Source organism: uncultured Paracoccus sp. (assembly GCF_937873615.1).
Taxonomy (GTDB): domain Bacteria; phylum Pseudomonadota; class Alphaproteobacteria; order Rhodobacterales; family Rhodobacteraceae; genus Paracoccus.
This window is the reverse complement of record NZ_CALMYP010000064.1, coordinates 1-18,422: the sequence shown is the minus strand read 5'-3', so window position 1 is coordinate 18,422 and position 18,422 is coordinate 1. Positions and strand designations below refer to the sequence as shown.

Below are 18,422 nucleotides of genomic sequence, written 5' to 3'. Positions count from 1 at the left end.
CTGCCCTCAGGTGGTCCAGATCGCAGCAACAATGGTCGGCGCGGCGGCAATGCCGGCGATCGCCACCACCACCCAGAGCGCCTGCCGGAAATCGAGAATGCCGAAGAGCCAGGACAGGAACACGCCGATCAGCGCCAGCGTCCCGATGACGATGCCCAGCGGGCCGGTGATCGCATCGACGATCCCTTGCAGGAGCGTCTGGACCGGTGAGAGGTCGATGCTCTGGGCGAGGGCCGGGCCGGCGAGGGCGACAAGGGCCATCGCCGCAACGGCGGTGACTGCGGACTGCTTCACGAGATGTCTCCTCTCAGGCGCGCATAGACCGCCTGCACGCGGGCCACGTGACCCTTGGTTTCTGCATAAGGGGGGATGCCACCATGGCGGCTGACCGCGTCGGGTCCGGCATTGTAGGCGGCGAGTGCAAGCGACGGCTCGCCAAAGGTGTCGAGCATCAGGAGGAGGTAGCGGGCCGAGCCATCCAGATTCTGCTGCCAGTCATGCGGGTCCACCCCGAGAGAACTGGCGGTGTCCGGCATCAGCTGCCCGAGGCCGATCGCCCCGGCATGACTGACCGCCGTCGGGTCATAGGCGCTCTCGACCTCGATATTGGCGCGGTAGAACAATGCCCAATCGGTGACCGAAAGCCCGGCGCGGCGCAGTGCGGGATGACCGCCATAGCGCAACGCGGTATCCTCGATGCCCGTCAGAACCTCGGGACTCGCAACCGCCGCCCGCGGCAGTGCCACAGGTGCGGCAGCCTGATCCCCGACGGGTGAAGAGAAGAGAAACAGTCGAGCCGGTGTCTCGCTGCCAAACTGGCGCATGAAACCCGGATCCGATGACACCGAGGCCAGCTGGCCGTCCGCAGCCATCGCGAAAATGAACCCTTCGGCCCGGGCTTCGGTCGCGGCAGTTGCGCCGAAGCCCATCAGGACCAGAAGGAGAGCCGCGGGGTCAGGCCTCTGACACCGCGCCGGACAGGGCGTGGGTGACACGGCCGCCCTGTTCAAGCGGGATATGCGCCGTTCGCATCCCGATGTCGTAAAGGAAGCTGACAAGGCCGACCACGGTTTTGAACTCGCGGACCTTGAGGTAGCTGCGGCTGGTGACGAGCAGCTTCTCGTCGCGACCGTCAGGTCCGATGGCGCGCACGATCCACGAGCCATACCAGCTGTTGTGGCGCTTCTCGCCAGTTTCCTTGCAGACGACCTCGGCCAGATAGCCCTTGGCCAACAATCCGCGCAGTCCGTCTTCCGTAACCACATTCGGTGCTTCTTCTAACATGGTCTCCCCAAGGTTCCTCCGCATGAGCAGGTTGGGCCGTGGGAAATCACTTCCACACGACCGATACGATACAACATTAATGATGACAAGCCTATTTTAACAGATTGACAGGCCCGTCACACTCCGATCAAGTGGATAGCCTACGAACATCTCAAAACAAAGCATTGAAGGGGCTTTGCGTCATTCATGGCGTTCATGCGCATGGCAACCTTCCTGGCGGCACCCTTTTTTTCGGCCTGCCCAGTGGCCGCGAACTGCCTGCCGCCGGAACGTCCCTACCTGCCAAGCCAGACTGCGGACGCCCGTACCTATGCGGATCTGATCCGCTCGGACTTCGAGGACTATATCGCGGCGATCCAGGAACACTTCCGCTGTCTTGATGCCGAGCGCGCCCGTGCGTTCGCTGAAGCGCAAGAGGTCAGCCAGGACTACGGTCGGTTTGTCGCCATGATCGAGCACTGAGACCAGCAGCGACTCGGCGTCGTGCGCCGTGCGCGGTCCGCATCAGGGCTGCGGTGGCGCATAAACCCTATTGCCTGCAATGATGTTGAAATGTATCGACAAGGTGTAGTCGAGCGAGTCACATCATGCAAAAAGCCCTGCGAACCATCTTTCTTGCGGTCCCCGTGGCGCTGGCCGGGGCGTTACCCGCACCCGTTCAGGCCCAGACCTATCAGATCGACTGTGCCATCCTGCTCTGCCTTGCCGGTGGCTGGCCGGCATCCGTGCCCTGCGCGCGGGCGCGGGCTGAATTCATCCGGCGCATCACGCCATGGCCCGTCGAACCCCCTCTTCAGATCTGGCGCTGCCCGATGGGAGCGGCTTTTGGCGGAGGCGCGCCGATCAGTCCGACCGAGCGGCTCTTCGACATAGCCATGCGACCCCCGCTCGAGGGACCCGACGCCTCCCGCCCTGCGACCCTGCCTCTGATCGAGGCCCAGGCAACCGAACAGGCCGACATCGACATTTCCGGCGATGCGTTCGATTTCGTGCGAAGCATCCGGGTCTACCACATCCAGTATAGCCAGCGGCGAGACCGGGAAGGTGACTGCAACCGGCACGACGCGACCCGTCTCGGTTCCTACGGAACCCAAGGCGACTACCGCTGGACGCGCTCATCGGTCGGCGCTGTTCCCGCAGCATCCGATCTCGCAGTGCCGGAACATTGCAGCGGCTATTCCTGGCGGTCCGTCTTCGTGGATTGGCGCGACCATGCCGGGAACTACGGCTTTGAGGAGGTGCGCTACTGATCCTGCGCCGGGGCGGGCACGCCCCGGCTTGACCCAACCCCGGGGATCGAAAGACGACCCCATAAACGAGAGCGACGCCGAACCAGAGGTCCAACGCCGCGCCCGAATACTCACCTATGCCCGAGTGTTCTAGCGCAACCCGTCATCACGAGCAACCGACAATGTGCTCTTGTCGGCAAAAATGTTGTGTCCTCGCAGTCCGGTGTTGCCTCATCTGGAGGCACATCATGGAACTTACCACCGGCGCGATCCTGCGCCGCATCACCCGCACCGAACTCTCGGTCTCCGCCCACAAACTTGCAACCCTGATCCTGGATGGCATCGCCTGGAAGGATGGCTACAACGGGTTGCCGCGCGGCGCCGCCGCATTCACACTTGGGGCTCTCGCCCAGCAAATGGCGGTTTCCCGGCAATACCTGCATGTCCTGCTCGGCGAGTTGGCCGCGTCCGGCCTCCGGTTGGTCCGGCAGCGGCTTCGCGGGCGCATGTCCTTCTGGCTGTTCCGGTTTGGCTGCTGTGATGATCGAGAAGCGACGTCTGCGGTGTCAGCTACAGACGACATCCTGCTATATAGAGAAGATACACACAAAAATGTATTCTCAGGAATGATCGTGTTGAATCGACCGGACGCGCCACAGCCCGACCGCTGGTTGGCCTTGATCGGCGCGACGAAAGCCACGCTGCCGTGCCGCCTGGCCGACACCAAGCATATCTGGGAAAGGTTCCTGGCCTTCAACCAACGGCGAGGACAAGACGCTGTTCCGGCGGGGTATCTGCTGGGATTCATGCGGCGGTGGCGGTCAGGCCACAAAGGCGCTCCGACGACACCAATCCCGGAATTGGCTCAGAGCCCGACCATGAAAGAGCGGGAACTTCAAAAGCTGATTGCGCTGGCACCATTCGCCAACCGGCACTTTCACGAGAGTGATCTCCGGCGCAAGCTCGGGCAGGCCGCCTATGAACAGCGCGTGGCGGAAACGGCAGTCGCATACAACTGCACCGGTTTTTCCGCGAAGCTGGTCCTGCATGGCTTGGCGGTCCGAGGCGGCGAGATTGCCCAATAAGGCTTCCGCTCTTCCCCTGCGCATGACCCGGGCGATCAACAGCCCGACCGTCCCTGCTGCCTACCTCCCGTGACCCGCCGCATCCAAGGTCTTCCGGTTGTCATTCCGGTGATCGCCGAACAAATTTGCGTTGAAATACTTATACGTAGCATCTACGGTCGAAAGAGGCACCAGTAATTGGGTGCGCATAGTTTCAATGTGCTTGCTGGCACTGAGGGGTAGTCGTGTCGAACGACAGGTCGGATCTACGCTGGGGGATCGAGCAACGTCTCGAATTCATAGAGTTCCGACTTTTCTGGGAAGGGCACGTGAACCGCATAGATCTGATGGATCAGTTTGGCGTGTCTGTGAACCAGGCGTCCATGGACCTGAACCGCTACATAGGCTTCGCGCCAGACAACATGGTCTACGACAAAAGCGCCCGGACCTACGTGCGCGGGCCAGGGTTCAAGCCACAGTTCCTCGAACCTGACGCAAGCCGGTATCTGGCCCAGCTGCGGTCTGTCGCTGATGGTATCCTTGACAGGGAAGACTCATGGATAGCTGAACTGCCGCCCTACGCAGCCTCGCCCACGCCCGTGCGAGGTGTCGACCCTGTCACGCTCCGGTCGGTCGTTGGAGCCATCCGGCGTTCGGAGGCGATCGAGGTCAAGTATCAGTCCTTGTCGAACCCCGAGCCACGTTGGCGCTGGATCGCGCCCCATGCCATCGCGTTTGATGGCTTCCGTTGGCACGCACGCGCCTATTGTCTCTCCGACGAAGTCTTCAAGGATTTCCTTCTCTCTCGGATGATCGAAATTCGCGGTTCCACTGAGACCGCGGTGGTGCCTTCGGAAGACGCAGAGTGGAATGATGACGTGGTCCTCGAGATAGGCCCGCATCCTGATCTTTCCCCGACGCAGGCAAAAGTCATCGCGCTCGACTACGGCATGGATGGGGGAAAGGCGGCGATCAAAGTCAGGCGTGCCCTTCTCTATTACGCTTTGCGACGGCTTGGACTGGATACCGATCCTGGGGCACGAGCGCCCCAGGATCAGCAGATCGTGCTTCTGAATGCCGCCCAGATTTCTTCCAATGCGCGTCCGCCCAGTGCCAGCGGGAGGAGCGTGTGATCGAGGAGCTCGAACGAAAAATCGCTGATACAGCGCTTTTGAACAGCAAGCTGATACTGCTGATCGGTCCACCGCGCAGTGGGAAGACCGGCCTCCTTGGCCAGCTATCAGATCGCATGAAGGTGCCTGTTCTGAATGTCGGCCTAGCTCTCGGGCGGGACTTGTTGGGTCTTCCACGTACGCGCCGACACCTGCAGGTATCAGAGCTTTTCAAAGGCTTGGCGGATACGGCAGCGGGTCATGGTCTGCTCTTGGTCGACAACATTGAGCTTCTGTTTGACAGAGCACTCCGGGTGAGCCCGCTAGATGTCTTGAAGGCTCAGGCCCGTGTCCGACCAGTGGTTGCGGCTTGGCCCGGCGAGCTCCGTGAGAACCGCCTGTCCTACGCTGTCTCAGGCCATCCAGAACATCAGGATCACAGCCCCGACGGCACGATCCTATTTGAAGTACGTTGAGAGGAAACGGGTATGCCCATGCATTATGGCGATCTCATTGAGTTCGAGCAGATCGAGTCTGTCATTCAGCTTCTCGATGCCAATCGGCCCGAAGAAGCCAAGAAGCTGGTCTCGACTTACGTCATTTCCGACGACATGGCCGAACGCATCGCGAACCAGATGATCCCACAGCTTTCGTTTGACGAAAGCGTGGATCACAAGGGGGTTCTGGTCGTCGGCAACTACGGGACTGGTAAGTCTCACCTGATGTCCGTGCTGTCGCTCGTGGCAGAAGATGCGGCTTATCTGCCTATGATCCGGCATCCGAAGGTGGCGGAAGCTGCCACCGCAATTGCGGGCAAGTTCAAGGTCCACCGGATCGAGGTATCCAGCCAGATGTCTCTCCGGGACATCATCACCCAGCAGCTCGAGCTGTTCCTCGAGAAGCACGGAGTGACCTATGCGTTTCCGCCAGCTGACAAGGTCGTCAACAATAAAGCCTCTTTTGAGGAGATGATGGCCGCGTTCTCAGAGGTGCATCCGGATCAAGGTGTTCTTCTCGTGGTCGACGAGTTCCTCGAATACCTGCGATCCCGCCGTGACCACGATCTCGTGCTCGACCTGTCGTTCCTGCGTGAGATCGGCGAGGTCACGAAGCATCTCCGCTTCCGTTTCGTCGCGGGCGTTCAGGAAGCGATCTTCGACAGTGGCCGCTTTCAGCATGTCTCGGACAGCCTTCGGCGCGTGAAGGACCGGTTCACACAGGTGCTGCTCGCTCGCCAGGACGTCAGCTTCGTTGTCGCCGAGCGACTCCTCAAGAAGACTGCAGACCAGCAAGACAAGATCCGAGCCTATCTGACACCCTTCGCCAAGTTCTACGGGTCCATGAACGAGCGCATGGACGAATACGTTCGGCTTTTCCCGGTGCACCCGGATTACATCGGGACATTCGAGCGGCTCGTCTTCACGGAGAAGCGCGGCGCCTTGGTCACGTTGCGGGACCAGATCCAGGCCGTTCTGAAAGACGAGGTGCCTCAGGATCGGCCTGGGCTTATCGGCTACGACAAGTTTTGGGAAACCGTTGTTTCCAATGGTGTGCTGAAGGCCGATCCGAATATCGGTCCGGTCCTGAAGGTGTCCGAGGTGCTGTCGGAGCGTGTTCGCAAAGCGTTTACGCGGCCGCAATACAGACCGATGGCGCTCAGGATAATTGATGGTCTCGCTGTCCACCGTCTGACGACGGGTGGGGACATCTATGTCCCAGTCGGCCCCACGGCAGAGGAATTGCGCGATACGCTTTGCCTCTACCAGCCTGGTATTGAAGACATGGGCGGCGATCCTGAGGCCGATCTGCTTTCGATTGTCCAAACTGTGTTGAGAGAGACAATCCGGACCGTTAACGGGCAGTTCATCTCCAAGGCCGCGGACACCGAACAGTACTTCCTCGACCTCAAGAAGGACGTGGATTACGACGCGCAGGTCGAGAAACGTGCCGACGTGCTGTCGAATGATGCACTGGATCGTGCCTATTACAGTGCCATCAGGCAGCTTATGGAGCGGACGGACGAGACGTCCTACGTGACGGGGCACCAGATCTGGCAGTACCAGATCGAGTGGCAGGATCGCCGCGTTGAGCGCAATGGCTACCTGTTCTTCGGTGCCCCCAACGACCGGCCAACGGCGCAGCCGGAGCGGGATTTCTACATCTACTTCATCCAGCCGTTTGAGCCACCGCGCTTCCGCGATGACCAGAAAGCCGATGAGGTGTTCTTCCGGCTGAAGAACCCTGATGACGCCTTCCGGCGCCATTTGTCCTTCTACGCAGCGGCGCAGGACCTCGCTTCAACTGCCAGCGGTGGAGCGAAGTCGGTCTATCTCGACAAGGCCAAGGATGCACTGCGCGACATGAGTAAATGGCTGCAAGAAAAGCAGATGTCGGCCTTCGAGGTGACTTATCAGGGTAAGTCCAAGGCGCTGCAGGAGTGGACCAAAGGCGTCTCGCTACGAGAAAAGGCGCGCCTTGGTCCGGAAGAGCGGATCAACTTCCGCGACGTGGTGAATGCAATTTCCGGTCTCGCGCTGAACAACCAGTTCGGGGAGGTTGCACCAGAGTATCCGAGGTTCTCGGCACTTGTGACCGAGTCCAACCGGAAGCAGCTCATCGGCAACGCGCTTCGCGTGCTGGCTGGGGGCAACCGAACCAAGGATGCGGTCATCATCCTTGATGGTCTCGAGATGCTCGACGGCGATCGGATCGACCCGACGCAGTCCCGTTATACCTTGGATGTCCTGAACCGGTTGAAGGCCAAAGGCCATGGCCAGGTTCTGAACCGCAGCGAGCTGATCAGCGGTGATGCCGAGGTTGAGTGCTTTGCGCCCATCAAGTTCCGCCTCGAGCCGGACCTGCTCGCGGTCGTTCTCGGCGGGTTGGTTTACTCGGGCGACATCGTCCTTGCCGTCACGGGTGATAAGATCGACTCGAGCAAGATCACAGCACTCGCCGAGCGTCCGCTCGAGGAACTGAAGCAGTTCAAGCATGTCGAGGCGCCCAAGGAAATCAACGTCGCGGTCTTGCGGTCCTTGTTCGAGGTCCTAGGGCTTGCTCCTGGTCTGGCGCAACAAGCGACCCAAGGTTCCGACGAGCCAGTGATTAAGCTTCAGGAGGAAGTCGGAAAGCTCACCAAGCGCGTCCTCTCGTCGTCGCATGATATGTCGGGCCGTCTGAGCTTCTGGGGCCAGGCACTTCTGCGGGAAGATGAGATCCGCGATTGGCGTTCCAAGCTCGATGGGCTCAAGGGCTTCTCGGAAAGCCTCGCCCCCTACAACACCGTGGGCAAACTCAAGAACCTGCGTATCGGTTCGGATGATATCGCCGCTCAGAGCAAGAACCTCGATGTGCTGAAAGCAGTCGAGGCCATGCTGGAACTGATCGCTGACCTCGGCACCGTCGCGGCCTATCTCTCCCAAGCCGAAATGGTCCTGTTGCCGGACCATCCTTGGGTGACGCAGGCACAAGAGGTGCGCAAGCAGCTCCTTGAGAAGCTGGCAAGCGATCGCACGGCCCAACATGCGGCTGAGTACCGTCAGACGCTAGCCAAGCTCAAGAAAGACTACATCACCGCCTACATCGCGCAGCACAGCCGCGCGCGTCTCGGTGTAGCCGAGGACAAAACCAAGGCTTCGTTGCGGAAGGATCCGCGCCTCGCGTCGATGCGCACGCTGATGAACGTGTCGCTGATGCCCACCAGCCAGCTCACCGGCTACGAGGACAAGCTCGAGAAGCTGAAAAGTTGCGCGTCACTGCTGGAGTCGGAACTGTCCGCCAGCCCGATGTGCCCGCACTGCAGCTTCAAGCCTGCCAACGAGCAGGGCGACATGCTGCCGGCGGCCAATGTCCTGAAGCAACTCGATGAAGAGCTGGATCGCCTGATAGATGGCTGGCGGCAGACGCTTCTCGACAACCTCGAAGACCCAACGATCCAGGAGAACCTCGATCTGCTGAAGCCGACGGCACGCGGCTTGGTCCAGGACTTCGTCTTGACGAAGGCCCTCCCCGATCCGGTGACTGGCGACTTTGCGTCCGCAATTCAGGATGCGCTGTCCGGGCTGGAGAAGGTCAATGTCGGCAGTGACGACATCAAGGCCGCACTGCTGCAAGGCGGCTCGCCTGCAACCCCCGAGGATCTGCGCAAGCGGTTCGAGGCCTTCCTGAATGACCGGTGCAAGGGCAAGGACACCACGAAGCTGCGCTTTGTGGTTGAATAGGAGAAAGAAATGCTACTCAAAACCTTGCAACTGAAGAACTTTCTCAGCTTTGGCGAGAATAGCCCGGCTATTGAACTTCGGTCCCTAAATGTCGTTATCGGCCCAAACGGATCAGGAAAATCAAACTTAATCGAAGCAATCGACCTCATTCGATCAGCGCCGAGCACGTCTGAAAAATCAAATCTCTTGGCTGCTATTCGTGATGGTGGTGGTGTTCGTGATTGGCTCTGGAAGGGATCGAAAAAGGTCCCTCACGCAGTGATTGACGCCATCTTTGAAAATCCGAAAGGGCCGACAGGGTTGCGCTATGTATTGAGTTTCACGGAGGTTGGGCAACGTTTTGAGATCAGCGACGAGCGAATAGAAAATGAGGCTCCAGACACGGGTTATGACAAGCCATATTTTTATTACCATATGAAAAATGGTCAGGGTATCCTCAATGTCAAAGGCACACAACGACAGCTGCAACGCGAAGAAATCGATCCAACAGCATCGATCCTTTCCCAGCGCAAGGACCCTGACCAGTATCCAGAGCTGACGTACTTGGGTTCCGCTTTTGCGCGCATGCGATTGTATCGCGAATGGAGCTTTGGGAGAAATACCACGCCGCGGTTGCCGCAAAAAGCAGATCTTCCCAATGTACATCTTGAGCCCGATGCCAGCAACCTTGGGCTCGTGCTGAACCGTCTAAGGCGCGAACCTTTGGTAAAAAAGCGCCTGCTTGAAGCTCTGCGCGTCTTGTACGAAGGCATCGACGACTTTGACGTTCAAATTGAGGGGGGTACAGTTCAAGTATTCTTCCACGAGGGCTCCTATACAATCCCTGCGACACGCCTTTCGGACGGCACTCTGCGGTATCTTTGTTTGCTTTCCATTCTCTTGCATCCGAACCCGCCTCCGCTCGTTTGCATAGAGGAGCCGGAGCTGGGTTTACACCCAGATGTGATCCCGACGATCGCTGAGCTCCTGAAGGCGGCATCAGAGCACTGCCAATTAATCATTACGACGCATTCTGACGTACTAGTTGATGCACTAACCGATCAGCCTGAGGCAGTAATAATTGCTAGCCGCGGCCCGACAGGAACGGTTCTGGAGCGACTGAGCGCTGAGCGTCTGAAACCCTGGCTTGAAAAGTATCGTCTTGGCCAGCTTTGGATGCGCGGTGAAATCGGGGGCAACAGATGGTAAAGCTATATGTTGAGGGTGGCGGTGACAGCAAAGTACTGCAAAGTGAATGCAGGCGAGGTTTCCGAGAGTTTCTTGAGAAGGCCGGTCTATCTGGGAAGATGCCAAGCATCTCTGCATGCGGGGGCCGACGCAGTGCGTATGAGGACTATTGCACTGCGATCAAGAACGGTGAGGCCGCCGTACTGCTCGTCGACAGTGAAGCACTGGTTATTGAAGCTCATCAGAGTGGTGCGGATAATAAAGATTGGCTTCCTTGGGCTCATCTAAAGAGCCGTCCTGGTGATGGCTGGGAGAATCCAAAGGGCGGCGCGGATACCGACTGTCACTTGATGGTTGAAGTGATGGAAAGTTGGTTCATGGCTGACAGAGAAGTCCTCAAGGATTTCTTCAACCAAGGATTTCGAGAAAATCAACTGCCAGCCAAAACAAGGCCAATCGAGAGCTTAACTAAGGGCGCTATCTACGACGCGCTTCAGAAGGCAACCGCGGACTGCAAGACGAAAGCACCCTATGGAAAAGGTGACCACTCGTTCAAACTTCTTGCAAAGCTCGACCCTCAAAAGGTCATCGAAGCTTCGCCTTGGGCCAAGCGATTTGTTGACCAACTCAAACTGAAGATGGGCGCATGACTGATCTTATCCATAATCTTCCGAAATCTGGCGGATCAATCCAATGCCTTGGCATGACATTCCCGAGCGAGGATGCACGGCGCGACCACTTCCTTGGTCTTCTGGCTGAAAAGCTGAAGGATCCTGCTTTCCGGGCGCAAGAGGGTTTTCCCAAAGGAAACGACGAGGCGATCCTCGCGATGTCGGATCCGCCTTACTACACCGCTTGTCCGAACCCTTGGCTGGCGGAGTTCGTGACGCATTATGGGCGGCCCTACGACCCTGCCGAGAAGTATGCGCGCGAGCCGATGGCGATCGACGTGTCCGAGGGGAAGACGGACCCGATCTACAAGGCACATTCCTACCATACCAAGGTTCCGCACCTCGCCATCGTCCCGTCGATCCTGCACTACACCGAGCCGGGCGATATCGTTCTGGATGGCTTCGCTGGCTCGGGGATGACCGGTGTTGCGGCGCAGTGGTGCGGCACAGCGCCTGCCGCCTATCGGCACAAGCTGGAGATGGAGTGGAAGAAGGCGGGCATGCCTGCGCCGAAATGGGGTGCCCGTCGCGTTGTGCTGAACGATCTGTCGCCAGCAGCGACCTTCATCGGGGCCAACTACAACCTTCCCTTCGACGTTGATGCCTTTGCCAAGGCAGGCAAACAACTGCTGCGCGACGTCGAGCGCGAGATTGGGTGGATGTATGAAACCCTGCATTCCGACGGGAAGACGAAATGTCGGATCGAGTACACAGTATGGAGCGAGGTGTTCTCCTGCCCCGAATGCGCCGGAGAGATTAACTTTCTTGAAGAAGCACTTGATGACGCGACTAAGCGGGTTCATGAAACTTTCCCTTGCCCGCACTGCGGCGCAAGTATGAACAAAGATCGACTCGAACGTGTTCTTGAGAACATTAGTGACCCCGTTACCCGAGAAGTATGGAAGCGTGTGAAGTTTCGACCCGCAATTATTGTTTATGCAATGGGTAATCGGCGGCATGAAAAGAGCCCTGATCAACACGATTTAGAACTGATAAAACGGATCGAGAACTTGGAGCTTCCAGGGCAGGTTCCGACTCGCCGTTTCCCTATTGAGCAAATGTATCATGGATCAAGGATAGCCCCAAAAGGGTTCACTCATGTCCATCACTTCTTCTTGCCAAGAGCTGCTCAAGCAATGGGTCTGCTTTGGAAGAAGGCAATGGAGCACCCGGATTCTCGCGTCCGCTCAATGCTTATCTTCATGGTTGAACAAGCTGTGTGGGGACTTTCAGTTCTGAATCGGTACCAGCCGATACAACAGGGTCGCCCGGGCGGATCGCAGGTAAACCGTCAGATGACCGGGGTATACTATGTTGGCTCACAGCACGCGGAGTGCAGTCCGTGGTATAATCTTGATGGGAAACTTGACCGTTTGACGAAAGCATTTCGTGGCTATCGCACATTTGGCGGCCACTCTAGCCTAAACACTGGAACAGCCGCTGGAATACCGATCCCTGATAGTAGCATTGACTACGTGTTTACTGATCCACCCTTCGGTGAGAACATCTTCTATGCGGACTTAAACTATCTTGTTGAATCCTGGCATGGCGTGACAACTGACGCCCGTCCAGAAGCGATCATGGATAAATTCAAGGACAAGGCGCTTCCCGAATACCAGCACCTCATGCAGCGCTGCTTTACGGAGTACTACCGCGTCCTGAAACCAGGACGTTGGATGACTGTGGTCTTTTCCAACAGCAAGGCATCGGTCTGGAACGCTATTCAAGTTTCGCTTCAACAGGCAGGTTTTGTCGTGGCCGAAGTCACTGCACTGGACAAGGTCCAAGGCAGCTATCGGCAGGTGACGTCTACGACTGCGGTGAAGCAGGATCTTGTGATTTCGGCCTACAAGCCCAACGGCGGCCTAGAGCAGCGGCTGGCTGAGCGCGGCGCGGCGCCCGAGTCGGCATGGGATTTCGTGCAGACGCACCTTCGGCAGCTGTCTGTCTCGAAGTCCAAGAACGGCGTTCTGGAATTCATCCTCGAGCGAGATCCGCGCCGGATTTACGACCGCATGGTCGCTTGGTTCGTGCGCCACGATGTTCCTGTGCCGCTGTCGACCGAGGAGTTCCTCGATGGGTTGCGGAACCGCTTCCCCGAGCGCGATGGCATGGTCTTCCTGCCTGACCAGATTCCTGAGTATGATCGCAAGCGGGCTTTGTCGGCGCAGCCGCCGCAGATGGAAATGTTTGTGGCCGATGAGCGCAGCGCCATCGACTGGTTGACTGACTTCCTGCGCAAGCGGCCGTCGACCTATCCAGAAGTCCACCCGGAGTTCACAACCCAGCTTGGCGCGGGCTGGAAGAAGCACGAAACTCGTCCCGAGTTGTCGGCGCTGCTGGAGGACAACTTCCTGCGCTATGACGGGTCGGCCGATGTGCCCAGCCAGATCCACAACTACCTTTCGACGAACTACCACGACCTTCGCAACCTCGAGAAGTCCGACCCGCGGCTGAAGGCCAAGGCCAAGGACCGCTGGTACGTGCCCGACCCGAACAAAGCGCAGGATCTGGAAAAGAAGCGCGAGAAGGCGCTGCTGAAGGAGTTCGAGGAGTACCGCAACACGCCCGGTCGCAAGCTCAAGGAGTTCCGCCTGGAGGTCTTGCGTGCAGGCTTCAAGGCGGCCTGGGCGAGCAAGGACTACCAGACCATCGTCTCCATCGCCAACAAGGTGCCCGAGGACGCGCTGCAGGAAGATGAAAAGTTGCTCTTCTGGTACGACAGCGCCCTGACCCGGACAGGGGGCTGATCGGTGGCAGATGGCGGAGTCAGCTTTGGCGTCGGCGAATGGTGCTGGCATGCGCGGCATGCTGCACCCTGCCGGGTCGTGGACCGCGAGTCGGTCTGGGGCGAGACCGCCTATCGCGTTTGGCTGCCCGGTAAGGATGCCGTCGTCCGCGCCCGGGCTCGCGATTTAGGCCCACTCGACGCTGTTCAGCCATCGGTTGACCAGATCCTTCACACGGCTGCCTCTGCAAAGCTGTTGGACGCGCTGGAGGACAACCTGCTTCTGGCGCCGATCCAGTCCAGCGTGGTGCCGCTGCCGCATCAGCTCTATGCGCTCAACCGCGCCATGAGCCGCGACAGGATCCGCTATCTGCTTGCGGATGAAGTCGGCCTTGGCAAGACGATTGAGGCCGGTCTGATCCTCCGCGAGCTGAAGCTGCGCGGCATGGCGCGGAGGATCCTGGTGGTCGCACCCAAGGGGCTGGTTCGACAGTGGCAGGCCGAGATTCGGCTACATTTCGGGGAGCAGTTCACTTTCGTCGAACCAGCGGAGCTGTCCGCCTTTCGGCAGTGGCGGAACGACGAGGAGAACCTCTGGCGTGTGCATGATCAGGTGATCTGTTCGCTGGATTCCGTCAAGCCGATGGAAGGCCGACGCGGCTGGAGCGTCGAACAGCTTCAAACCTACAACCGTGAACGGTTCGAAGACCTGATCTCCGCCTCGTGGGATCTGGTGATCATCGACGAAGCGCACCGGATGGGCGGCAGCACGGACCAGGTTGCGCGGTACAAGCTGGGCGCGGCTTTGGCGGAGGCGGCACCGTATCTCCTCCTCCTTTCTGCGACGCCGCACCAAGGCAAAACCGACCAGTTTCATAGGTTGATGCAACTGCTTGATCGGGACACATTCCCGGATGTGTCGAGCATCGCCGCTGACCGGGTGCGCCCATTTGTGGTCCGGACGGAGAAGCGGGCAGCTATCGACGCGGAGGGGAAACCCCTCTTCAAGCCGCGGATGACCCGTTTGCAGCCCGTCGCCTGGCAGGATCGGCACGCAGCGCAGCAGGGTCTTTACGAAGCCGTCACCGAGTACGTCCGTCATGGTTACAACCAGGCCATGGCGGCGAAGCAACGCCACATCGGCTTCCTGATGATTCTCATGCAGCGCCTCGTGACCTCGAGCACAGCGGCGATCCGCACAACGCTGGAAAAGCGATTGCTCGCGCTCGATGACGATCATGCACAGCTGAAGCTTTTCCCCGCCGAGCGTGCAGAGGACTGGCATGAGCTCTCCGGTGAGGATCAGATCGACCTGGCGGTCGCGTTCGAAGCCCTGGCCGACGAACGCAAAGATGTTGAAGCCCTGTTGTTCCTTGCGCGCGAGACCGAAGCACAGGGAACCGACGCCAAGGCGGAGGCCTTGCTCGAACTGATCTACAAGATCCAGCAGGAGGAGAACAATCCCGAGTTGAAGGTCCTCGTGTTCACCGAGTTTGTCCCCACACAGGCAATGCTCGCTGACTTCTTGGAAAGCCGCGGCTTCTCGGTTGTGACCTTGAACGGCAGCATGGATCTCGAGGCGCGGTCGCGGACCCAGAAATCGTTCTCGCAGGACGCCCGCATCCTGATTTCCACGGATGCAGGGGGCGAAGGCCTTAATCTTCAGTTCTGCCATGTGATCGTGAACTTCGACATGCCGTGGAACCCCATGCGGGTTGAGCAGCGGATTGGCCGTGTTGACCGGATAGGACAGCCGTTTGTCGTGCGCGCCATCAACTTCGTGCTCGAAGACACTGTTGAGTATCGTGTTCGCGAGGTTCTCGAGACAAAGCTGGCCGTCATCGCTGAAGAGTTCGGTGTCGACAAGGCGGCCGACGTCATGGACTCGGTCGAGGCAGAGCCGCTGTTCGACGAACTTTTCGTTAATGGCCTGCAGAACCCTGATGCAATCGAAGCCGACTGCGAGACGGTCGTGTCCCAACTGAGGACGGCCATTGCCGAGCACAACCAGAGCAGTCAGCTTCTATCCGGTGGACATGATCTTGATGCTTCGGATGCTCGCAAATGGCGCGACCATCCTGCTCAGTTTTGGCTTGAGCGAGCCATAACGTCAGGGCTGCCAAGTCGTGGCGGCCAAGCCACCAGAGAAGCTGATGCATGGCGCGTCCGCTGGTCCGGTGACGGTGAGACAAGTTCGGTCTGTTTCGACGCCAGGACCGCAGAGGGGCGCCCCGACCTGGAGTGGCTCACACTAGAAGATCCCAGAGCTCGCGCCTTGATTGCCGATTTGCCTCGCTGTGTCGCAGGGCAGAACATGCCCTGCGTCCGGATCTCAGGGCTTCCTGAGACCGTCAATGGTGTCTGGTCACTCTGGGAGATCACGCTGTCGGCAGATGACTTTAGCCGCCGTCGCTTCCTACCCGTCTTTATCAGTAACGAAGGTCGGGCGTTCCAGCCGACCGCGAAGCGAATTTGGGATCTGCTGCTCACCGAGCGCGTAGAAACCATTGGCAGCGCGACTTCTTCAATCAGCGCAGAGCTATTTGGAACGTCGAAGGACGCAGCGGTCGTACAGGGTGAGAGGGTGTTCTCCGAGCTGGTCGACGAACACATGACCCGGCTACAGGAAGAGCGGGACCGTGCAAACTACGCATATGAGGCACGGCAGCAGGCGATCGGTCGGGTCGGACTTGCGACGGTGCGCGACTATCGCAAGAAGCGGTTACAGGCAGAGCATGATGCGCGACTGGCACGCTTGGACGTTGCTGAAGCCTTCGTTCCGGATCTGCACTGCGTTCTCGTCTTGCGCGTCGGCAAGCAGGCGGACGCCAGCAAATGACCCCCTGGACGGAACGGATACTTCAGGCCTTTCCCGAGGACCTCTCATCGTTTTGGATCGCAAGCGATCCCGACAACCTCCTGCTCGATGAGAACATCCTCCGGGTCTTGCGAGATCGTGGCTTTGAGGTGCTCCCGTTTGAGGACTCGATCGCATTTCGGGTTGAGTACGAAGAACGCTACCGTGATGCTTGGGATCGGGGTGTCGAAGGGGCCAGCAAGGCGCTCGTTCTGCAATTCCAAGGAGCGGACCTGAACTTTCTACCGTGGGACTATCTTCGGCATGCACGAAGGGTTGATCTGAGTCTTGCCGATCTGATGCCCAAGCTGAATGCCAACGTCATCCGGCAGATCGATAGCACCGATCTCGAAAGCCTCTTCGCCGCCCACAACAGTCATGCTTCTCAGGTTCTTGGCGAGAGTATGACGAAGGAATTCCTTCTGACGCATCTATTCGAGGTGAATCCTCACCTCATGCGAAAGCCGGAAACCTTCTGGCGTGAAGCATTTGGGCTGCTTTATCGCGGCGTCGTGTTGCCCCCCGTCCTTGCTCAGTATGTCGCCAAGATCTTGACGGACACGGCCGTGGGGCATCTGCCCGTCGAAGGCCTGCTTTCTTCGAAGGGGGCTATGGTTCGCACAGTACAAGTGGCATGGCGCCGCTTTCTGGAAGAGCAGGGTGTCGAGATCGACCATGCAGATCGCGATTCAGGGTCAGAAACGGCCACGGTTGTCGACATCCCATTTGATCATCCTGACATCCGCGTCATCGTCGACACACTCTTCCTTGAAGGTGGGCTGCAGCCAGTAAATGCGCGAACCGTTCCGGCCACATTGCCTGATTGGATTAGATTGGGTGCTATTCAAAGCCCAAGCAGCCTGCGCGATCTGGTCGAGGGCGGAATTAGGTCGGTGGCTGTGAAGCTCCCAGCACCAGAGGCGACGCACCGGGACTGGACCGACACCGCAAAGCGGTTGGCTGAGACCATCTACCGTTTCCATGAACTGCCGAGCGAAGAGGCGGCTGCCCTTCGGCCAGCGATGCGTGAGCTGCAACTCGAGGCGGACACGCGACTGCGAGAATGGGTGCAACAGCGGTTTCAGGATCTGCCATCGTTGCCTGTCGCAAAGGCGCCCGTCATGGTGCACCACATCCCGAGATACCTGTCGATGCGCAGGAACGCCGGCGAAGACAGAATCGCTCTTCTGGTCTTTGACGGGATGGCACTCGATCAGTGGGTGCAAATTCGAGAGTGCCTTAGCGCGCGCGCACCGAACCTGACGACTGAAGAGAGTGGTTGCTTTGCATGGCTTCCAAGCCTCACTTCCGTTTCACGACAGGCGCTGTTCTCAGGGTTGAGGCCTCGTGAGTTTCAAGCGTCGATCGAAACAACCGCCCAGGAGCCTTCCCTCTGGAACCGTTTCTGGATGGAAAATGGACTGCGCCCCGCCGAAGTCCTTTATCGCAAAGCGATAAAGCGAACAGAACAGTTGCCCGACCTTGAGGCAGCTGTTTCCAGCCCATCGATCAAGGTTGCGGGTATCGTCGTCGACATGATCGACGAGCTGGTCCACGGCGCCATGCTCGGAAAACGTGGCCTTTCGGGCCAGATTCGGGAGTGGTGCGAAACAGGCCTCGTCGAGAAGCTGCTTAACCTTCTGATCAGCCGGGGGTTCCATGTTTACGTGACCGCGGACCATGGGAACGTAGATGCCGATGGCATCGGTCGGCTCAATCAAGGTGTGATCAGTGAAGTGAAAGGGGAGCGGGTTCGGACTTACCGCAACGAGACGTTGGCAGGGTCTATTCCGGCAGATATTGAAGCGTTTGCCTTCGGGGGGCCTGGTCTGCCTCCCGATTTTCTTCCGCTCTATGCAAGCGGGCGCGGGGCCTTCGTGCCCATCGGCCAACAGGTTGTCGCTCATGGCGGGATGTCGGTAGAGGAGCTGATTGTACCCTTCGTGAAGATCGGGATTAGGAAAGAAGAAGATGCAGCCTAAAGCTCCTCAGATTGGTTTTGACCGGTTTATCCGCCTCGATTGGGCGGAAGCCGCGTTACGGGTGCGATCGGGTGCTGCTGATATAGGCGAACTCGACCAAATCCTTAC

General features: G+C 58.8%; 14 protein-coding genes. 11 read left to right on the top strand and 3 right to left on the bottom strand.

Going from position 1 to position 18,422, the window contains the following annotated elements; genetic code table 11:
- Positions 1-6: 6 nt before the first annotated feature.
- From Q0330_RS15000 to Q0330_RS14990, 3 genes are read right to left on the bottom strand one after another with little or no spacing between them, the layout of a single operon-like run.
- The gene (locus Q0330_RS15000; protein ID WP_299481138.1) at positions 7-294 is read right to left on the bottom strand and encodes a TrbC/VirB2 family protein; all 288 of its coding nucleotides are present in this window, start codon (positions 292-294) and stop codon (positions 7-9) included.
- Positions 291-929 carry a lytic transglycosylase domain-containing protein gene (locus tag Q0330_RS14995; RefSeq protein WP_299481136.1) on the bottom strand — a complete coding sequence of 213 codons (639 nt, stop codon included), beginning with the start codon at positions 927-929 and terminating at the stop codon, positions 291-293. Before Q0330_RS14995 ends, Q0330_RS15000 begins: the two co-directional genes overlap by 4 nt.
- Positions 930-954: 25 nt before the next feature.
- Positions 955-1,284 carry a hypothetical protein gene (locus Q0330_RS14990; RefSeq protein WP_299481133.1) on the bottom strand — a complete coding sequence of 110 codons (330 nt, stop codon included), beginning with the start codon at positions 1,282-1,284 and terminating at the stop codon, positions 955-957.
- A gap of 201 nt (positions 1,285-1,485) precedes the next feature.
- On the opposite strand from Q0330_RS14990, the gene Q0330_RS14985 reads away from it, so the two are divergent.
- The 11 genes from Q0330_RS14985 (at position 1,486) to pglZ (ending at position 18,314) form a co-directional block, all read left to right on the top strand.
- Positions 1,486-1,746 (top strand): hypothetical protein, encoded by a 261-nt coding sequence (locus Q0330_RS14985; RefSeq protein WP_299481130.1) that lies wholly within the window; start codon positions 1,486-1,488, stop codon positions 1,744-1,746.
- 125 nt (positions 1,747-1,871) lie between these two features.
- Positions 1,872-2,534, top strand: a complete 663-nt coding sequence (locus tag Q0330_RS14980; RefSeq protein WP_299481127.1) for a hypothetical protein — start codon at positions 1,872-1,874, stop codon at positions 2,532-2,534.
- A gap of 227 nt (positions 2,535-2,761) precedes the next feature.
- Complete coding sequence (locus Q0330_RS14975) at positions 2,762-3,598, top strand: hypothetical protein (RefSeq protein WP_299481124.1); 837 nt, start codon at positions 2,762-2,764, stop codon at positions 3,596-3,598.
- 224 nt (positions 3,599-3,822) lie between these two features.
- Positions 3,823-4,710, top strand: a complete 888-nt coding sequence (locus Q0330_RS14970) for a WYL domain-containing protein (protein WP_299481121.1) — start codon at positions 3,823-3,825, stop codon at positions 4,708-4,710.
- Complete coding sequence (brxF, locus tag Q0330_RS14965) at positions 4,707-5,165, top strand: BREX-3 system P-loop-containing protein BrxF (protein WP_282029560.1); 459 nt, start codon at positions 4,707-4,709, stop codon at positions 5,163-5,165. The genes Q0330_RS14970 and brxF overlap by 4 nt, the downstream gene beginning before the upstream one ends.
- Before the next feature lie 12 nt (positions 5,166-5,177).
- On the top strand, positions 5,178-8,909 hold the full coding sequence (locus Q0330_RS14960; RefSeq protein WP_299481116.1) for a DUF6079 family protein: 3,732 nt from the start codon (positions 5,178-5,180) through the stop codon (positions 8,907-8,909).
- Positions 8,910-8,918: 9 nt separating this feature from the next.
- On the top strand, positions 8,919-10,097 hold the full coding sequence (locus Q0330_RS14955; protein WP_299481113.1) for an AAA family ATPase: 1,179 nt from the start codon (positions 8,919-8,921) through the stop codon (positions 10,095-10,097).
- Positions 10,091-10,726 (top strand): DUF4276 family protein, encoded by a 636-nt coding sequence (locus Q0330_RS14950; RefSeq protein ID WP_299481110.1) that lies wholly within the window; start codon positions 10,091-10,093, stop codon positions 10,724-10,726. The genes Q0330_RS14955 and Q0330_RS14950 overlap by 7 nt, the downstream gene beginning before the upstream one ends.
- Positions 10,723-13,497: a DNA methyltransferase gene (locus tag Q0330_RS14945; protein ID WP_299481107.1), complete on the top strand. Its 2,775-nt coding sequence runs from the start codon at positions 10,723-10,725 to the stop codon at positions 13,495-13,497. The genes Q0330_RS14950 and Q0330_RS14945 overlap by 4 nt, the downstream gene beginning before the upstream one ends.
- 3 nt (positions 13,498-13,500) lie before the next feature.
- Complete coding sequence (locus Q0330_RS14940) at positions 13,501-16,314, top strand: helicase-related protein (RefSeq protein WP_299481104.1); 2,814 nt, start codon at positions 13,501-13,503, stop codon at positions 16,312-16,314.
- Positions 16,311-18,314, top strand: coding sequence for a BREX-3 system phosphatase PglZ (gene pglZ / locus Q0330_RS14935; protein ID WP_299481101.1), 2,004 nt, complete (start codon positions 16,311-16,313; stop codon positions 18,312-18,314). The genes Q0330_RS14940 and pglZ overlap by 4 nt, the downstream gene beginning before the upstream one ends.
- Positions 18,315-18,422 lie beyond the last annotated feature (108 nt).